At 50.5% G+C, this 17618-nt stretch carries 13 protein-coding genes; 10 read left to right on the forward strand and 3 right to left on the reverse strand.

What is annotated here, in order from left to right:
• From EL268_RS08940 to EL268_RS08950, 3 genes are read right to left on the reverse strand one after another with little or no spacing between them, the layout of a single operon-like run.
• The gene (locus EL268_RS08940; protein WP_106654520.1) at nt 1-1437 is read right to left on the reverse strand and encodes an eCIS core domain-containing protein; all 1437 of its coding nucleotides are present in this window, start codon (nt 1435-1437) and stop codon (nt 1-3) included.
• A 2-nt stretch (nt 1438-1439) separates the two neighbouring features.
• Nucleotides 1440-3110 carry an MORN repeat-containing protein gene (locus EL268_RS08945; RefSeq protein WP_106654521.1) on the reverse strand — a complete coding sequence of 557 codons (1671 nt, stop codon included), beginning with the start codon at nt 3108-3110 and terminating at the stop codon, nt 1440-1442.
• A gap of 19 nt (nt 3111-3129) precedes the next feature.
• On the reverse strand, nt 3130-3516 hold the full coding sequence (locus EL268_RS08950; protein ID WP_106654522.1) for a DUF4280 domain-containing protein: 387 nt from the start codon (nt 3514-3516) through the stop codon (nt 3130-3132).
• A gap of 170 nt (nt 3517-3686) precedes the next feature.
• On the opposite strand from EL268_RS08950, the gene EL268_RS08955 reads away from it, so the two are divergent.
• From EL268_RS08955 to EL268_RS09000, 10 genes are all read left to right on the forward strand, one after another.
• Nucleotides 3687-6443 carry an adenylate/guanylate cyclase domain-containing protein gene (locus EL268_RS08955; protein ID WP_106654523.1) on the forward strand — a complete coding sequence of 919 codons (2757 nt, stop codon included), beginning with the start codon at nt 3687-3689 and terminating at the stop codon, nt 6441-6443.
• A gap of 18 nt (nt 6444-6461) precedes the next feature.
• Entirely contained in the window at nt 6462-8618 is a 2157-nt protein-coding gene (locus tag EL268_RS08960; RefSeq protein WP_106654524.1) for an AAA family ATPase, read from the forward strand.
• A 132-nt stretch (nt 8619-8750) separates the two neighbouring features.
• Nucleotides 8751-9305 carry a Pvc16 family protein gene (locus EL268_RS08965; RefSeq protein ID WP_269149410.1) on the forward strand — a complete coding sequence of 185 codons (555 nt, stop codon included), beginning with the start codon at nt 8751-8753 and terminating at the stop codon, nt 9303-9305.
• Nucleotides 9305-10111, forward strand: a complete 807-nt coding sequence (locus tag EL268_RS08970; RefSeq protein WP_106654526.1) for a hypothetical protein — start codon at nt 9305-9307, stop codon at nt 10109-10111. The genes EL268_RS08965 and EL268_RS08970 overlap by 1 nt, the downstream gene beginning before the upstream one ends.
• Before the next feature lie 182 nt (nt 10112-10293).
• The gene (locus EL268_RS08975; RefSeq protein WP_106654527.1) at nt 10294-12054 is read left to right on the forward strand and encodes a phage tail sheath subtilisin-like domain-containing protein; all 1761 of its coding nucleotides are present in this window, start codon (nt 10294-10296) and stop codon (nt 12052-12054) included.
• Nucleotides 12055-12091: 37 nt separating this feature from the next.
• Nucleotides 12092-12523 (forward strand): phage tail protein, encoded by a 432-nt coding sequence (locus EL268_RS08980; protein WP_007721341.1) that lies wholly within the window; start codon nt 12092-12094, stop codon nt 12521-12523.
• 85 nt (nt 12524-12608) lie between these two features.
• On the forward strand, nt 12609-12986 hold the full coding sequence (locus EL268_RS08985) for a hypothetical protein (protein ID WP_106654528.1): 378 nt from the start codon (nt 12609-12611) through the stop codon (nt 12984-12986).
• Nucleotides 12983-13174 (forward strand): DUF6760 family protein, encoded by a 192-nt coding sequence (locus tag EL268_RS08990; protein ID WP_007721336.1) that lies wholly within the window; start codon nt 12983-12985, stop codon nt 13172-13174. The genes EL268_RS08985 and EL268_RS08990 overlap by 4 nt, the downstream gene beginning before the upstream one ends.
• A 5-nt stretch (nt 13175-13179) precedes the next feature.
• Nucleotides 13180-13644 carry a phage tail protein gene (locus EL268_RS08995; RefSeq protein WP_106654529.1) on the forward strand — a complete coding sequence of 155 codons (465 nt, stop codon included), beginning with the start codon at nt 13180-13182 and terminating at the stop codon, nt 13642-13644.
• A 33-nt stretch (nt 13645-13677) separates the two neighbouring features.
• Nucleotides 13678-17613 (forward strand): hypothetical protein, encoded by a 3936-nt coding sequence (locus tag EL268_RS09000; RefSeq protein ID WP_106654530.1) that lies wholly within the window; start codon nt 13678-13680, stop codon nt 17611-17613.
• The last annotated feature ends 5 nt before the right edge of the window (nt 17614-17618 follow it).

Here is a 17618-nt window from a genome sequence, read left to right on the forward strand (position 1 = left end):
TTATTCAGGGATAGGGTCATCTACCAACCACCCAGTGTTGGAGCTGCCGCAGTAATAGCATTCGACTGTATAAGAGGGCATGTTCGAAAAGCGTATATGTTCCGGGATTAAGAAGGATGGGTCTACGGTTCCGGTTCCCCCTGTTGGGGTTCCTTTTGTAATGCCCCGGAAAATGACCTTGATATCATAACCTGGCAGATGTGTCATATTGCTCAATCTAGCGGTCAGTCTAGCTTTGAGATCACCCAGTGGGGCGCGGGCCCTATTTTCGGCAGCGGTGTACGGCCAAGGGTTTTCAGGATGATACTTTTGAATGACGATGACATACTCTTTATATCGATTCGTGTCTCGCCGCTTGTCTAATTGACCGATCGCTTCATGAATCCGGGAGCCAAATTGGGAATCATCATGAGAGCTGATTGTCTTGATCTCCATCGCCACTCGTTTTTCCTCGTATAAAGCAGTTGAATCATCCTCGTTCTCATCCACCATGCGGACTTCCTCATCGTTGTCGCTTTGCTGCTTCTCCAAATAGGTGTAATCGATGTCAGGATCGGTGTCCTTATCCTTGCCGAAAAAGGGTGTGATATTTTCTCCGAATAGACGCTGTGCCTCCTCCAGCTCTGTATAGTTCCCCCCGGTAACCGAGAAAATATCAGAAATTTTGGAGTGCAGACTGATACCGTAACGTACTTTGTCAAAGTAGTTTTCTATGTCGGCCACTTGCTCAAAAAGCCCATTTACCGTTCCTTCATCCAGGTTGTTTGTTTTCTCCACATGTTTGTCCCACATTCTGCGTGCATCTTTTACATCTTCGTCCCAAGTGCCTTGTATGATCGGGGATGCTACAGACCCAGTAGCATCCGCACCCGTGCGATCCGTCATGGTTCCTGCCGCTGCCAGTGACCCATAGCGATCAGCTTCCGCTTCCAGAGCGGGATCGTCATTAATGGGCAGGCTGGAATCAGGAACGTTCGCTTTTACCCGCCCTTGTCTTTGTTGGACCACATGTGTCAGCTCATGGCCGAGCAGCTGTTGCCCACTTTGCGTCTCTGGCTGATACGTCCCCGGGGCGAAGTGAATGTCATTCCCTTGGGCGAAGGCAACAGCTCCGATTTGGGAGGCAACAGACGATTCTGGATGAATCTGTACATCTGAAAAATCAGTATGGAAAGCCTGTTCCATTTTTGCTTGGACGGAATCGGGGAGTGAGCGGCCGCTGCCGGAAGAAAGATTCTCCGATTTTTGCAGAGGAGTCCTCGATAACATGCGCTGCACAGCCTGATTGCCAAGAGTCTTTTGCAGAGAAAGGATGCGGGACGAGTGACTCGCCTTTCTTTGGACCTTGCTTGGTTGAAGCATGGGCCCGGAAACAGGTGCCTGCGTTTTTTCATGAGTCGCATCCATAGACGGCTTGCTAGATTCATAGCTTCGCATTTTTACACCCCCTCTGCTTTTGTCACGTCCAACTGAACGGGTTCCTTTTGCTGTGCTTGATAGAAATAGAGATACAGATACGGGTCGACCAAATAGCTCGTGATAGCTCCAGTACTAGCGTATGTGGAAGATGTCTTGGGCAAAATGGCTGCTTTGCTGTCGAGCTCATTCCGATCTTCTTTGACGATCGAGATGACCTGTGGCTGATACACGTGGACGGCAGTGACAATCTGCTTGCTGGGGTGTCCTGGTGCTGGTACGAGTGTAAAAGCCATGTTCCTTTCACGATACGCAAGTTTTTGCGGCGATAAGGTGGCATCCTTCGCTGGTGGAGCTTCGGGGGCTTTTTGATCGGCAGGAGGAGGAACAGCATCTTCGGCTTCCCTCGGCGCGTCATCGTCGGGCTTGCCCATGATTTCCTCCAGCTTGCTCCTGGAGATGCCGATGAATCCTGGCAAATAAATACGCCCCTCGCGAAAATACCCTTTATACAGAGGCAAGCCTTCCTTGTCGTAGAGCACCCCGATGCCGTCGTAGGCACCTGCCCGAAATTGCCCTTGATACACCTGAGCGTCTTCGGCAGAACGAAGCTCTCCCGTTCCGTGATAATGCCCTTCGGCAAAACCGCCTTTATACAGCGTTACGCCACTTGCATCTTTCAGTTCGCCCTGCCCATGATACACACCTAGCAAAAAATCACCTTGATAAACGATGCTGCCACTGGTGGAGAATTTGGTTCCGGCTCCATTGAAGTGCCCATTTCGAAAATGACCTTCATACACGATCTTGCCATCCCGATCAAAAAGACTCCCGGCCCCGTTGTATCTGCCGTCCACAAATTGCCCTTTATACTGTACGAGCCCGTTTTTGTAGTAATCGGTACCTTCGCCGCCGTAGAATCCATTGTCAAACAGTCCGTCGTAGAGCAGCTTTCCAGACTTCGTAAAAAGTCGGCCTGACCCGTTGTACACGCCGTTTTTAAAAGCGCCTTCGTATTTGATTGCGCCGTTTGTGTACCATTCCTGACCGGCTCCATCCGGCTTCCCATTTTTGAAATCTCCTTGAAAAATGACTTGCTGGTTGTCGTTGTACAACGTTCCCTGACCAGCATAAACGCCATTTTCAAACCCGCCTTGATAGACGAGAACGCCTTTCCGGTATCCTTTGCCTAAGCCTTGTGGAGTGCCGCTTTTGAACTCGCCGCTGTATAGAAGCTTTCCATTGTCGTCATAGAGTTCGCCTTTTCCGTCATACAGACCATCCACGAGCTGGCCAGAATAGATCATCGTGCCTTCCGGGTTGTAGATGATCGCCAGACCCGTGTCAGAAATCTGTTGATTGGGAGTTTTTAGATGAATGACGATAGGACGCTGCAAAAAGCGGTTAAGCGCATCGGGAGGATTGATGAACAGGAAGTAGGCCAGGACAAGGAGGAATAGTCCTGTCAAAATGAGAAAGCGTTTGGCGATGTAAAAACGGCCGATATGCACGTAATCTTTGAGTGAAGTTTCTTTTTTGGTGAATAGTCCGGCAATGCCGTTCTTGATCCAATCGAGGGCTTGCTTGGGGAGGGCGGCTCCTTTTTTTATCCAATCCTGCACCCATTTTTTGAGCGGATTGGTGAGCGGGTCGACAATCGTTTGTTCCGTTAGCTTTTGGAGTTGTTTGTCCATATCATATCCTCCCTACCTGTCAGGGAACCTGAATCGTCGTTTGACCGGGGTTCGCGATCTGGATGACGCCACCCCAACTGCACATGAGCTTGGAGGATTGATTGAGGGCAGGCATGTTGGCGACGAGAACAGTAGGAGAGCCGGGAACCCAAGGGGCGACGGTTACAGGAACGCAGGGGACCGGAGTGAAAACGCCCAGCTTCGCCGCTGTGGCTGCTGCGACCTGAGGGTTGGACATCGTATTGCACATCCCGAATGGAAGGATGTTTACCATCGGTTTATTGTCCATAATGTTTGCGATCGGCATACTGGTTGTGACGCGATTCACCGGGAGCACCATGAGTGAACTGGGAGCAGCACCGAAGCTGCACTGTACCATGGCTCCTCCGCAGACGAGTTGTCCCATGAAGCCAACTCCTTTACATAAGTCATCTGGTAAGATATTGAAAATCAATCTGTATAGTAGTATAAATGTCAAATAGAGAAGATGTATAGCGGAATTTGTAATTTTTAGTATAATGTTGCTTGGTATCATTTTCGAAAATACGTTTTCGAGAGATGGGAGAACCGCAAACGATGGGAAATAACAAGAAGTATTCCTGGTTGACCGGACTGCTGATTGTATTTGTTGGGATCGGCTTGCTGCTCGCTTGGAACGTGGATAGAAGCGGGAAGCAGGACGTACCGTTTCAAGGGATCGACAGCATCGCGGTCAACAGTCAAAAGGATGTCGTCCTCATAACGGATGGACACCAAAAGCTGACGAGCCTATACCCCGATCGATCGCTAAGGTACCAGCAAGTACTGGAGCAAAATCCAGAAGAAGGCTTGGAAAATTTCACAGAGGTAGCCATCGACGAAGAAGGTTATGCGTACGTGCTGATCACAAAGCTTGATAGCTTTGGTTTGCGGACGGTATCCGAAAGAATCGTGCGAATGTCGCCGGATGGAGAAATCGTACAAGTCGTGTATGAAGATTCATACGGAGCAAACAGCCCGTACAAGCGAATTGGCAAGGTACGCTCCCTGCAAGTCGCGAAAGATCGTCTTTACTTTTATGTGTATCAACACCCTGAAGTGATTGCCTATCAATTTGTACCCTCTGATTCACCCCCCACACAACTCTATCAAATCCAATTGCCTAATGAAGTATACGTCAATGAAATCACAGGAGTAGACCCGCGGCATACCTATGTCACTACCAAGCGAGGAGAGGTTTTCCAGGTCGACGTTCCCCAAGGAAGCGGGGAAGCTCAAGTGAAAGGTCCGCTCTACATTCACTCCGAACGGTCCGAAAAGAATCATACCGTCCCCAATCATGCCAAAGTGGGACCAGCAGGTCGTCTCCTTTTCTACAATTCTGATCAAAATGTCATGGAACGCTTCGATCCCGCACATCCAGATGAAATCGCCTTGATGGTGCCTTCCAAAACATTCGAGCAGATCAAATCGAGCGATAGCAGTGCTTTAACGGCGTTTGCTGTAACCCCCAATTATGAGATCGTAGTGGCCACGGATAGTCAGCTCGCCTTCCTGGATCAACAAGGAAATGTGATAACCAAGATCACTTCCCCGTCTGTATCTGAAAAAGACCGCTTGAAGGAATGGAGCTGGTGGACAGGATTTGGTGTGGAAATTCTCCTTTTTTGTGTCATTCAGTATCTGCTGTTTCGCCTTTTCCGGATTCCGTTGATTATCAAGCAAACGATCGTGATAGCCCCACTGATTGTTGTCCCCGTATTCCTTCAACTGGAGGGAACGAAGCTGACCTTCGCGTTTATGGAGCAGGAAAATCAGACCGATCTTCGTCTCCAAGCCTATGTGATTTCTACTCTGATCGAAGGGGACAAGCTGGATGGAATCAACGGGGCCATTGACTACATGAATGCGGATTATCAAGCAGTACAGGCCAACCTGAAAAAACTGGAGGTCCCAGATGATGTGCATGTGAACAGGGGGCTGTACAAAACGATTTACAAATACAAAGATGGCGAATTGTTTCTCATGATGGATGACAATGACAGCGCAGAAGTGTTTGAGAATGTTGCCATAGATGACGAGTTCCGCAGTGTGGTCATGAAGCGGGAGATCGTCTCGGGTAAAGCCCAGGATCGGACAGGCTACTGGATGTACGCGATGGCTCCGATCTACAACTCCTCCGGCAAGCTATCGGGTGTGTTGGAGCTGGGCCGAGAAATGAACGGGGTCCGCATGCAGCACAACGAAATGTCCCGTGAGCTCGGCCGTGGCGCTGCGCTGGTCTGGTCGATTTGTGCGAGTCTATTTTTCCTTTTCTCGTGGCTGACATACAGAAACATCCGCAATCTGCAAACGAATGTCTCTGATATGGGAAAAGGCGACTACAGCGTGGTGGCCAGGGTTCGCTCCATGGATGAAATTCAAAAGCTGGCAGAAAGCTTCAACCAAATGGCAAAGCGCATTCGTCAGTACATTTCGAATATCACCAGGATGAGCGAGGCGAACAATCGCTTTGTGCCGCAGCAGTTTATCCATTTTCTCGGGAAGGAAAGCATACTCGACGTGGAGCTTGGTGATCAGGTTGAGCGGGAAATGGCCGTTATGCGCATGAGTCTGCAATCGTTTCATGCCATCTCTCATCGTCTGCGTCCAGAGACGACCTTCCGCGTCATCAATGCGTTTCTCAAGCGTTTTGCTCCGATTGTGAACGAGAATCAAGGGATGATAATCGAATATCTCGATCCCGGCGTGCTGGCTGTTTATCCAAAAGAGGCGAAAGATGCGTTAGATGCGGCCGTACAAATGAGACGGACGTTAGCGGACTATAACGAGCAACGGGCGGAAAAAGGATACGATTCGATTGAATTGCGGGTGGCTCTGCATCACGGTCCGCTGATGCTCGGGATTATTGGCGAGGCGACGCGGCTAGAGGCTGCGATCATATCGGATCACGTCCGCGTGGTCGAGAAAATGGAAAAGATGGCGGAAACGCTCGGAGCCTGCATCCTGATGTCCGATTCGCTATTTGCCGGGATGGGGGGGAGCACGCCGTACCGATATCGTGATTTAGGCTGGGTGCATATCGAGGGAGAGGCTCAGCCGATGCATTTGTACGACGTATACGAGGGGGACGCTGCCCAGATTCGCGCGCACAAGGATGAGACGAAAGAATTGTTTGAGCAAGCGATTGCGATGTATCAAAATGGGAGGTTTCACGATGCACGCTCCGCTTTTCTGTCCGTCATCAAGCAAAACAGATGGGATCAGGCGGCGCGACAGTATTTCTACTTATGTGACGAATACGCCCAAAAAGGGGCCGAACGAGATTGGTCTGGCGAGTTGAAAATATCGTAGGAGCGGTGAAAAAGCGAAATGACGAGTCCCGAACCGAATCACAAACAGTGGAACTATTACGAAGAAATGCTTCGATGGCTGGATATTCATCTGCTGCGCTTGCTGGCCGTGCGAGCGCAGCAGGGGGATGATTATCCGCTTGATCAAATGAGGGGGGTGATTGTCACAGAGGAAGAAGTGGTGCAATTGCTCGAGGCAGCCCCGCCAGCAACACAGCTATGGGAAGCTTTCACAGAGCGGGTGGCAGCATGCGAGGAACGACTTGATGCGCTGCACATGCAAAAAGCGGGTAGCGTACCGATTCTGGCAGTGGCAGACGCTTTTTCGCTTAACCGATTCGAGTTGGGATGTTTATTTCTTTGCCTGGCAGTCGAGCTGGATCGAAAGTACGAAAAGCTGTTTGGCTACCTCCTCGATGATATTACATGCAAGTCGCCTACTCCCGAATTGGCGATGCAGCTATTTTGCCGGACAGCGACCGAGAGAATAGAGGCATGGACTGCGTTCACGCAAAAAAGCAAGCTGGGGCTGCTGCTGCTTTTTACCGAGGCGGACATGGGGGGCAGCGGCTCTTGGCTCTCTAGGCCGCTCAAACTGGATGAACGTATGCTGCACTTTTTGACGACGAAGGATGGAGGGGATGCCAGTCTGCCTCCTTGGCAATTTTGGAGCTTGCCAGATCAAGAGTTGGAACCGTTGGTAGGGGAGAGCGCGAATCATTTGCAGGAGCGCTTCGAAACATTGTGGGAAACAGCAGGAGCAGATTCAGAGCGGCTTCTTCTGCATTTGCATGGTCCGGCTGGCGTTGGCAAAAGGCATCGAGTCAAGCATCTGTTTCATCAAGTCAGGCGACCCGTGCTGTTCATCGATGCAGAGCGCTTGATCCGGGAGGAAGCTTTTTCGCGCAGATTACAGCAGGTCATGCGGGAGGTGCAGCTGCGTCGGGGGGTGCTGTGCTTGCATCAGTTCGAGGCTTTTCTGACAGAAGATGGGCAAACAGCTGGGCGCAAGCAGCTGGTGATGGATGAACTCGAGAGCTTTTCAGGTCCCATTGCCATTGTGGCGAAAAGTCAATGGAAGCCGGAAAACGCCCTGGGGAAGCGGATTTGGCTGGAAATGGAGGTGCCTAGTCCAGATGAAACGGAAAGGAGGCGATTATGGGAGACGGGCAGTGCAGAAATGAGCTTTTCACAGGAGATTGACGTTGGTGTTTTGGCAGGGAAATTCAAGCTGAATGCCGGACAAATCCACCAAGCGCTTCACAGAGCAAATGAGATGGCGATGCAGACGAAAGACAGGATCATTACGCAAACGCACCTCCATGAAGCTTGCTTCCTGCAAATGAGACATGCGCTAGAAAAGCACGCCATACGCTTGAGACCCAAATACAGCTGGGACGATCTGATTTTGCCTGAGGAGCAACTGACTTTGTTGCGGAACGCCTGCAATCAGGTGACCTATCGAAATGTCGTTTTGGGAGAGTGGGGCTTTGAGCGAAAGCTTTCCTATGGCAAGGGCGTTAGCATGCTGTTTGCAGGTCCTCCGGGTACGGGCAAGACGATGTCGGCGGAAGTCGTGGCAAATGAACTGGGTCTGGAACTTTTTAAAATTGACCTGTCGCAGGTGATCAGCAAGTACATAGGGGAGACGGAAAAAAACCTCCACCACATTTTCCAAGAGGCGAAAATCGGCAATGCCATCCTCTTCTTCGATGAAGCCGATGCCCTTTTTGGCAAGCGCTCAGAAGTCAAAGATTCGCATGACAAATACGCGAATGTGGAAACAGCCTACTTGCTGCAAAAGATGGAGGAGTACGAGGGGGTCTCCATTTTGGCGACAAATCTCCTGCAAAATTTTGACGAGGCCTTCATGCGCAGAATCAACTACGTGGTGAAGTTTCCTTTTCCCGAACCATTCTATCGCGAAGAAATATGGCGCAGCATGTTCCCGGCCGATACGCCGCGAGCTGCTGACATCGATTTTGAGTTTCTAGCATCCAAGCTGCACATTGCTGGGGGCGGGATCAAAAATGTGGTTCTCGCTGCCTCTTTCTTGGCTGCATCGGAAGGCACGCCCGTCTCGATGAGTCATTTGATTGCGGCTGCGAAGCAGGAGTTAAAAAAGACGGGTAAGCTGCTATTGAAAGAGGATTTGGGGGAGTACGCCAATAAGTAGTGCGTATCGAAGAAAATATGTAATTTTACAAAAATAGATAAAAATTCATGTAAAACCATTGATTTGAATGTTATGATAAGGATATTCTGTCAAATAATGTCGAGGTGAACGGGTATCAGCCAGTACACCGCCATCGCTGAAGTAGGAGAGACGCTGCTCGCTCTTTTGCGAAAAGAAATGACGCCGGAGCCGATTAGCCAACCCGAGCTGATTGGTCTTAGCTCACCTGCCCAGCCAGGAGATTTGGCGTTAGCCTTGTTTTTATACGAAATCCGGGAAAGTCAGGAGAGGCAGCACATGATGATCAGTGAAGGTACTGATCAGTTGCGATATCCCCCCATGACGGTCAATCTATCCTACATATTGACCGCCCATTCCCCAGCAGAACAGCATACCCGCATGCTGGACGAGCATCGCATCCTCGGGCGTGCCATACAGGTTCTCTATGACAACGCCATTTTGCGTGGCGATCAGCTTCAAGGCTCCCTTGCCAACATGGATACAGAGCTACGTGTCGTCGTGGAGCAGCCTCCTGTTGATAAACTCATCCAACTCTTTCCACATGTTCCGTACAAGCTATCCATCGGCTACTCGGTAGGGCCGGTTCATATCGATTCCACCCGAGTTCGTTCAACGAAGCGCGTACTGGAACGGGATATTCGCATACGAGGGGATGGTCATGGTTAATGGATCAGCAATTCCAGGTGCGCATTCGTTCCGTCTTCTCGTATGCCGTCCGTCTGGTGGACATGTATACAAGAGGAGCCCCTTTTCGCTCGAGCTTGTCTGTTCGCTTGGCGAATCATCCACAAGTGCCCGTATGCAAAGGGGATGGATGGTATATCTTTACTGACTTGCCTGATGGGATTTACACGCTCACCATAAGCAGCCGGGAGTATATGGATCGCTCCGTGTCCTTCTCTGTGATTACTGGGAGCACATCTTCCACGGAGTCAATCATTTACTTGCATCCGAGTCCAGCCTATCCATTCCGGGCAGGAGAATCCGTTGTTCGAGGGAGAGCTTGCGTGGAGGATGGTTCCCCAGCTGGCGGTGTCTTTGTGCAGGCTGTCATCTCGTATGAGCGAGATGCCCCAGTGAGATTGGCCGAGGACGCTGACAAAGAGGCTACGGAGCTAATCGTAGCCAGTAAAAAGGGTCAAGTCGATTTGGCTGACGCTTTTCTTCTCGAAACACCCACATGCAAAGGGACGATCATTCGTTTTGCAAGTCCCCCAAAAGGTCGGGTTTATCCCTTGACCGAACCTCTTTCATTTGCCTACCCAAGAGGCACTGCCTTACTCCCTCTGCTCGAAACGTATAGCGACGACAGAGGAGAATTCGTAGTTGCCCTTCCGTTGTTTCTGGAAAAAACTCATGCGCGTATGAAAATTGAAGTGCGGCGGGAAGAAGCCGCTGGTTTTGCCGAGCTTTCCATTCAAGCCGGTACGACCCAATCCATAGGTATCATCCAAATGAACAGACCCAAATAGGGTGATCCGGCAGTTATTTGGAGTCGGTCCAAGACATCCTGCTGCCTGATTATAGAGCAAGACTCACATATCAAAACGGCTTTTTTCGTAAGTGGTAAAGCAAGTGATGAAATTATTCGGAGGGAGGGACTGATTGCAGGTTTCTGCTGCTGATACATGCGGAACTCTCCAATCAGGTTACGATGCCAGAGTACTTATCACCAGGGGTGTATGTCGAGGAGTTTGATAGTGGCCCCGTTCCCATGGAGGGAGCGAGTACGAGCACGGCGGGCTTTATCGGGCTGGCCCAAAAAGGACCCGTTGCGGGATTGCCTGAGCTGATTACAGGTGTCAATGATTTCCGCAAGTTGTTCGGTTCCTATTTGTCTGAAAATGCGTTTGGCGAATACCGCTATCTCGCCTATGCGGTGGATCATTTCTTTCTGAATGGAGGCTCCCGTTGCTATGTGATGCGGGTAGCGCCAGCAGATGCGAAGCCGGCTTCCAATGAAGGCAACAGCGAAGGGGCTGTCCTTCGGATTACGGCAAAAAACCCGGGGGCATGGGGAAATCAGATCCGCGTAAATTTGATTCCGTCGAGCAAGGCAAAAACGCAGATTTATGAGCAGCTAGGCGAGGCTCCCAAGTACCGTGTGAAAAACAGTGCAGGCTTTCAACCAGGTGATGTCGTTTCTTTCTATGACGGTGATACCAAGCAGTACAGCGAAGTGGTTTCATCCCAAGACAATGTGATCGAGCTGTCAGCCGTGCTTACAGGAGACGTCATCGATAACAATCTGCTGCCGGTCAAAATTCTCTCGACGTGCGAATTTACGGTGCAAGTCTTCTACAACGATGAGGCCGAAGAGTTCGACAAATGCTCGCTCAATGTCTCTGCTGCCAATCATGTCAGCAAGCTGTTGTCCAAGAGCAATATCGTAGAGGTCGAAGCGGGTGCTGCCCCAGCGAGCCCAGAAATCATCCCGCCTTTTACCGTTATTTCAGGGATGGCGGAAGAAACCCAATCCGAGGGCGGAAAGACGGAATTCGGTCTGTATCAAATCTCTTTGGCAGGGGGCAGCGACGGTTCTGTCGCCAATCTGTCAGCAGGCGAATACATGGGGGAGGACCATGGACCGGGAAAACGTACCGGAATCCAAGCCTTCATCGATAATGACGAAGTGAGCATTATGGCTATTCCTGGCGTGACAGACCCGAATGTGCAGCTCGCGCTTGTGGCCCATTGTGAAAACCTGAAAAGCCGCTTCGCCATCCTCGATATCCCACGCGACAAGAAAAAAGTAAGCGATGTGTTGACGCATCGCAATATTTTTGATACGCAATACGCTGCTATCTACAATCCTTGGCTGCAAGTGTTCGATCCGCTGGACAAGCGCAACATCTACATTCCGCCATCAGGCTCCATGGCTGGCATTTACGCACGCTCGGACAACACCCGCGGCGTCCATAAAGCCCCGGCAAACGAGGTCGTGCGCGGCTGCACAGGACTGGATTGCCAGTACAATACGGGCGAACAGGATATTTTGAATCCGAAGGGAGTCAACCTGATTCGCGCTTTTACGGGTCAAGGAATTCGTGTCTGGGGTGCGCGGACGATGTCATCCAATGGGCTATGGAAGTACATAAACGTACGCCGCCTGTTCATTTTCCTCGAACAATCGATCAAAAACGGGACAAACTGGGTGGTATTTGAGCCAAATGACGAGAGGCTGTGGGCCCGCGTCCAACGTACGATTGATTCTTTCCTGACGCGTGTCTGGCGAGATGGCGCGTTGATGGGCTCAAGCCCGCAGGAGGCCTTTTACATCCAGATCGGCAGAAGCACGATGACGCAGGATGACATCGACAATGGCAGATTGATCTGTGTGATTGGTGTAGCTCCTGTCAAACCGGCAGAGTTCGTCATCTTCCGTATTACGCAAAAAACATCTGATCAGCAATAATTCACGGCGAAAAACGGTGTGAGGAAAGGGGTACAGTATGGCAGATCGCAAGGATCCATACCGCAAGTTTCGGTATCGAGTAGAGATGGACGGCATTCAACAGGCTGGCTTCAGTGAGGTGTCGGGCTTTGATGCGTCTGTGGACGTAGTCGAGTATCGCGAAGGCAATGAGGTGATTACACCGCGCAAGCTCCCGGGCTTGGCGAAGTACGGGAATATCACGCTGAAATGGGGCGTGACGGATTCGATGGATTTGTACAACTGGATGCAGGACACCATCCAGGGCAAGGTCGCACGCAAAACGGTAACGATCATTGCCATCAATGAAGCCGGGGATGATGTCGCTACATGGAAGGTCATCGAAGCATGGCCGACCAAATACACGGCGCCTGATTTTAACGGTACGTCCTCAGAGGTAGCGATTGAGCAGCTGGAAATTGCTCACGAAGGAATGACACGGACGAAATAATAGAAGATCCCGACGCCAAAGAGTGGCAAGGAAAAGGCTTTCTTTGTCACTCTTGCTGGCCTAGGGTGATGAGGAGGAAGACCCCATGGCATTTAAAACGGAATACGAATTTGAGCTCCCGCGCGGCTATGTGGATGAAGAAGGAAACCTGCACAAGCGGGGCGTCATGCGCTTGGCGACGGCTGCCGACGAAATTTTGCCGATGCGCGATCCGCGTGTCCAGCAAAATCCCGGCTACTTGACGATTATTTTGCTGACGAGGGTGATTACCAAGCTGGGAGATGTACGGGGCATTGACACAAGAGTGGTGGAACGGCTGTTTACAGCGGATCTCGCGTACCTGCAAAACTTGTACAGACAGATCAATGAATTGGACAGCTCGATGTTCAAGACAGCTTGCCCGAAATGCGAGCATGAGTTTCAGGTAGACATGGCTTTTTCAGGGGCGCTGGAGGGAGTATGAGTGGGTATCCCGTCGACAAGATCTATGAAGAAGCCGCCTTCATCGCCTACTATTTTCACTGGCCTCACGATGAGATCATGTCGATGGAACACAAGGAACGGCGGCGCTGGTGTGAGGAGATATCTGCCATTAATCGCAAGCAAAATGACGAACCCGAAAATGTTTTTGATGTGTTCAAGCGGAGGTGATTCTGGTGTTCGCCAATGAGAATCCGTATTACACCAACCTCCGATTCCGTGTAGACTTTCTTCCGTTTGGATTGGAGATGGATGGCATCTGGGTCGCTGGATTTAGTGAAGTGTCCGGTCTGGCTGTCGAAACAGAGCTGGAGGAATACCAAGAGGGCGGCATGAATCATTTCGTTCACAAGCTGCCGAAACGCAGCAAGTTTCCCAACCTCGTCTTCAAACGAGGGTTTGTGAGATCAAACGAGCTGTGGAGATGGTATGAGGACTTCCACTTCGGCCCGCCAGAAAAGCGCAAGCGCAAGCAGGGGGCAATCATTCTTATGGACCCAAACGGAAATGATGTGGGGGCTTGGGCATTTGAAGGGGCTTATCCGGTGAAATGGGTTGGACCGGAGTTCCGGGCCACGCATGGAGAAGTAGCCGTCGAGACATTGGAAATCGTGCACCACGGCTTAAAATCGTATTTTTAAGCCTTATCCCGTCTGCAAGGAGCAAACGAAACGATGATAACGATCAAGGCGCTCCCACCTTCGCGTCGTCCATCACTGCTGCCAAGGGCAGCCAGCCAAGGCTTTGCACAAAGCATCATGCAGAAGTATCGGTACAGGGAAGGTCGCGATCCCGGCTACCTCGCTTTGATCCACCGTGATTTTTCGCCGAGTATCGGAGGGCAGGAAAACCACTTTCATCAGACCTTCATTCATGTACGCATGCAAGTACAAGTGGACTCCTACCTCGGATTGAATCGAGAAATGTTGCCGAACGGACAGGCTGGCTTACCAGGGACAAAAGAGCGCGTAGTGATGACACAAGCATCGGGATCAGGACGAAAAGTACGACCAGCTGCTTTGATACATGAGCTTTTTCGGAAGTGGGAGTCATCCAACGTAATCGAGAAGGTTTACCTGCCTCGGATCACGGTTGTCTCAAATGGAAGAGATAGATATCGCTGGTCCAGCTATGTTCAGTCTTCGGTTCAGCGAGGAAGCTCACTTGGAAAATCGCTGCCGCTTGGACAGTTCATAGAGCAGATACACCCGGTCGATTTTGCCGCGCCTCTTTTGAAAGCAATGGTTTCAGACAGCAAGGAAACCGTACGTGAAAGATTTTGGACGCCTGAGACTTCCTATAGTTCGCCGAAATTATTGGTACACTCGGCGCGAATAGTTGATCCTGGTGATCGCAGAAGTATGCAAAATGCATTTGAGCGGATACGGCTCGAATCAGCGACAAGAGTAGATGCGATTTCGATTTCACGTGTCAGAGCGACGCCTTTTGAAGCAGGCCGATTCGAACGGTTTGGGATTCGCAATTTTTTGCAGTTGATCGGTAGAGGGATGGAATCAAGGATTGGGACGTGGTCTTTTTCTGTTTTGCTAAAAAGAGCCGAAGGACGGGCTGCACGCTTATCTTTGGATCGCTCGGTGTGGACAGAGAAAGCCGGAATTGACGGCAAAGATATCACTAGACAAATCGTTCGTGTTAGTGAAAGTACACGTGGGTCTGTAGCTTCCCAGCAGACTGAGCTTTGGGGACGTTGGTGGGAAAACCTGAGTCTGTACTGGCAGAAAAGTCGAGCAACATGGCTGCCAAGGACGATGAAAGTGCATCCACATCTACGTGTTCTACAGCCGATTGTTTTCCCGAGAAGCCGTCAACACCCGCAAGCTAAAAACGAGTGGATGCTTGAAACGCTGTCTGAAGTTTTTTCTAGCCCATCGGAACTAAAGATATTTCAGAGCAATGAGCTTTCGAAGATGTTCACGACCTTGTTGCCTAGCATGCTTCATCGAGCGGATGCTGGTCGAACTAAACAGCAGGCTGTAAGGGAACGGTTTAAACAGCTGTTTCTTTTGGCTCAACAGTTTCCGAAGGCTGAAAGCGAACGTGGGCTAGCGGTGCTCGGTTCTCGACAGAGGTTGAAGCAGATAGAGAGCGGGCGGGAAGAACAGTCGAGTGCCTTGTCGCATTGGTTGCGTCAGCTTGTCATAAATCGAGAGCGACAAGCAACCGTGCTTTCATCTCGGGTAGAGCAGGAGCGGCCGAGTAGCATTCTATTTCACCCGTTGCAACTGCTTCCTTTCGAATCCATCGCAACAAGGAATCAGTGGACATACGAGTTACTTCAACAACTGATATCACAGGAAGCCAGGTTGAACGAGAATGTCAGGGAGCATTCCATTCGCTTGAGATCAAGCCATGAGCAAACTCATCCTGGCAAAACGCGCGTGATCCCAGCCTTGTCCCGTGCTTCTTATCAGCAGCGTGACATGCTACTGCATGAGCGGTGGACGAGTTCATCGTTACACGTTTTACACCCCATGCACGGGCTATCGTTCCTATTGTATATGACACGTGGCACAGATAGCTCAAGAACTGTTCTGCTTCTCTCGCAGTCAGCTGTCAGGAATTCGATCGCTGCTAATTGGATACAGAGCTTCCAGTCCGCCAATGCTCCTGTTTTCTTTGAAAAACGAGGATGGCTGAACCAGACGTGGATCAAGGAATATCTTGAAACTCATAACGAAATCGAGCGTGAGCCAGCTGGTATAGCTAGTACTGCACGTTTTGTATGGAATCGCTTCGCGCCTATCTTCCATACGAAACGCCAACACTGGCAGACGCTACAAAATCGTATCGTAAGTTCTACCCATCACGAGACGAACGGGAAGTCTGTGATGGCGTGGGTGCATCTTCAACAGATGGTGGCAGAACAGCTCAGAGCAAGGAAGCTCCTTACTACTAGCACTCATTCGCCGAGGAACCTTCTGTATGAGTCGGAGAATCAATCTCCGTATTGTGCGGGAAGTACGCCTAGTAGATGGTTGATGCACCTGCTGAATGTTCTGACCAAAGAGAGTAGATCCGTTAGTAATCATGAAGCTACGAATCATATCGAAGGCATCTCCCAACCATTTTTTCAGTCAACTATTCATTTTCTGCAAAATAAACACGTTTATCAGCTATCATACGAGACCGTACGTCAGCTACTGTCGTTTCAGGATAGGAAAAACAAGCGGGCAGATGTGGCTTTCTTCAAGAATCAAGAAAAGGTCAACCTACTGGGTCGTGCCACAGAGTGGATTGGACTTGGAGGAACAGAACATCAGCGATTGTACAACAAGTCTGTGAAGCCGTTTTCTATCAGAGAGGACGTCGTCTATGGCAGGAACTCATTACGACGGATCGCTGCTGGATGGAGTGCAGAACTAGGCCTTACGATCCTCTTGAAAAAAAGCGCGAAGCTATCAGCGATGAGCGAATTTACAAAGGTAGGCCCAACAAGCACAAGTGGGAAAGCTCCCCCGCGCAGTGAAAAGCAATCGAATGATCCGTCAAGGTCTCGCATGGGCGATAGCAATCGATTACGAGAAAGCCGTCAATCCCGTGAAAGCCGCCACTCCCGCTTTTTGCAGCAGACAGCAAGTTTTTGGACAAGCTCCGTTGCCCTACGTGCTCGCCCCTATCTTCAAGTCATGGAGAAAATCAGAAAGGCTATCCAGACTGATTTCCGGACGGAAACATATGTCCAAAACCATCACTCACTCTCGACTGTTCTGAATCGTCACGATGCACAAATGGTTGTTCAGAAAGAATGGGGGCCACTCCCTAGCCTTGTCCATGGTCAAAGCGTGTGGGCGCCCGACAGTTTCATGCATGAGAGTGGAAGCAGACGTGCAACAGAGAGACTACCACGAAACGGTCGAGTCAACAGCTTGGAGCCGTTATCTCGCCACTATTCAATCAGCTCGGTTCCATTCTCGAGAGAAACATCTATTGATTTTATCTTGGATCGTTCGAATTCCAGACAGCTTAGTCGCCGCAGTCGTTTTCAACAAAGCAATCACGAGCAGATTCTGACGGTCAATCAGCAGACGCAGACGTCCAAACGGATAACGAGTGATAAGACACAGGAGGTCGAGGCTCGAGACGCTAGGCTCACCCCTCTGCAAAGACCAAGTCTATTCAACCTGAAGTCAACACCAATGGCGGCGGGAACAGTGGAACAGGCGGAAAAAAACACATCCCTAACACTTGTTCCAAAGCCAATGATTGCAACGACAATGCAGCCGCCACTCCTGCAAGCTTTGCAACAAGGCCAAAGAGCGTCCGAAGAATCCAAGCCGCATTCCCTGTCCGAAAGCGCAACCCATATTCATCGACGAGCGTTACGCACAGAAGACAGCCACGCAAGTCCTGCTGCTACCGTTCAGTCGCCGCCGTCCATGGAGTACCTGCGAAAAAGCATTCAGCCTCCAGAAACCGCAGTGCAGCAGACGACAACACTTCCACTCCATCGACAAGTCGATCTACACGTGCAAGAGAGGGTTGGCAATCAGACCTCGTTGTCCCCACAAGAGGTGGATAGATTGATGGATAAAATGATGAAGGAGCTGGACAAGCGCCTCACTCAAGAGCGGCAGCGACGAGGTCTATAAGCAGA

This window comes from Brevibacillus brevis (genome assembly GCF_900637055.1).
Classification (GTDB): domain Bacteria; phylum Bacillota; class Bacilli; order Brevibacillales; family Brevibacillaceae; genus Brevibacillus; species Brevibacillus brevis.

Excerpts from the sequence above, each read along its gene's own strand:
- EL268_RS08970 (WP_106654526.1), top strand. The coding sequence starts at position 9,305 with ATGGATCAGCAATTCCAGGTGCGCATTCGTTCCGTCTTCTCGTATGCC.
- EL268_RS08960 (WP_106654524.1), top strand. The coding sequence starts at position 6,462 with ATGACGAGTCCCGAACCGAATCACAAACAGTGGAACTATTACGAAGAA.
- EL268_RS08990 (WP_007721336.1), top strand. The coding sequence starts at position 12,983 with ATGAGTGGGTATCCCGTCGACAAGATCTATGAAGAAGCCGCCTTCATC.
- EL268_RS08945 (WP_106654521.1), bottom strand. The coding sequence starts at position 3,110 with ATGGACAAACAACTCCAAAAGCTAACGGAACAAACGATTGTCGACCCG.
- EL268_RS08985 (WP_106654528.1), top strand. The coding sequence starts at position 12,609 with ATGGCATTTAAAACGGAATACGAATTTGAGCTCCCGCGCGGCTATGTG.
- EL268_RS08980 (WP_007721341.1), top strand. The coding sequence starts at position 12,092 with ATGGCAGATCGCAAGGATCCATACCGCAAGTTTCGGTATCGAGTAGAG.
- EL268_RS08955 (WP_106654523.1), top strand. The coding sequence starts at position 3,687 with ATGGGAAATAACAAGAAGTATTCCTGGTTGACCGGACTGCTGATTGTA.
- EL268_RS08940 (WP_106654520.1), bottom strand. The coding sequence starts at position 1,437 with ATGCGAAGCTATGAATCTAGCAAGCCGTCTATGGATGCGACTCATGAA.
- EL268_RS08975 (WP_106654527.1), top strand. The coding sequence starts at position 10,294 with ATGCCAGAGTACTTATCACCAGGGGTGTATGTCGAGGAGTTTGATAGT.
- EL268_RS08950 (WP_106654522.1), bottom strand. The coding sequence starts at position 3,516 with ATGGGACAACTCGTCTGCGGAGGAGCCATGGTACAGTGCAGCTTCGGT.
- EL268_RS09000 (WP_106654530.1), top strand. The coding sequence starts at position 13,678 with ATGATAACGATCAAGGCGCTCCCACCTTCGCGTCGTCCATCACTGCTG.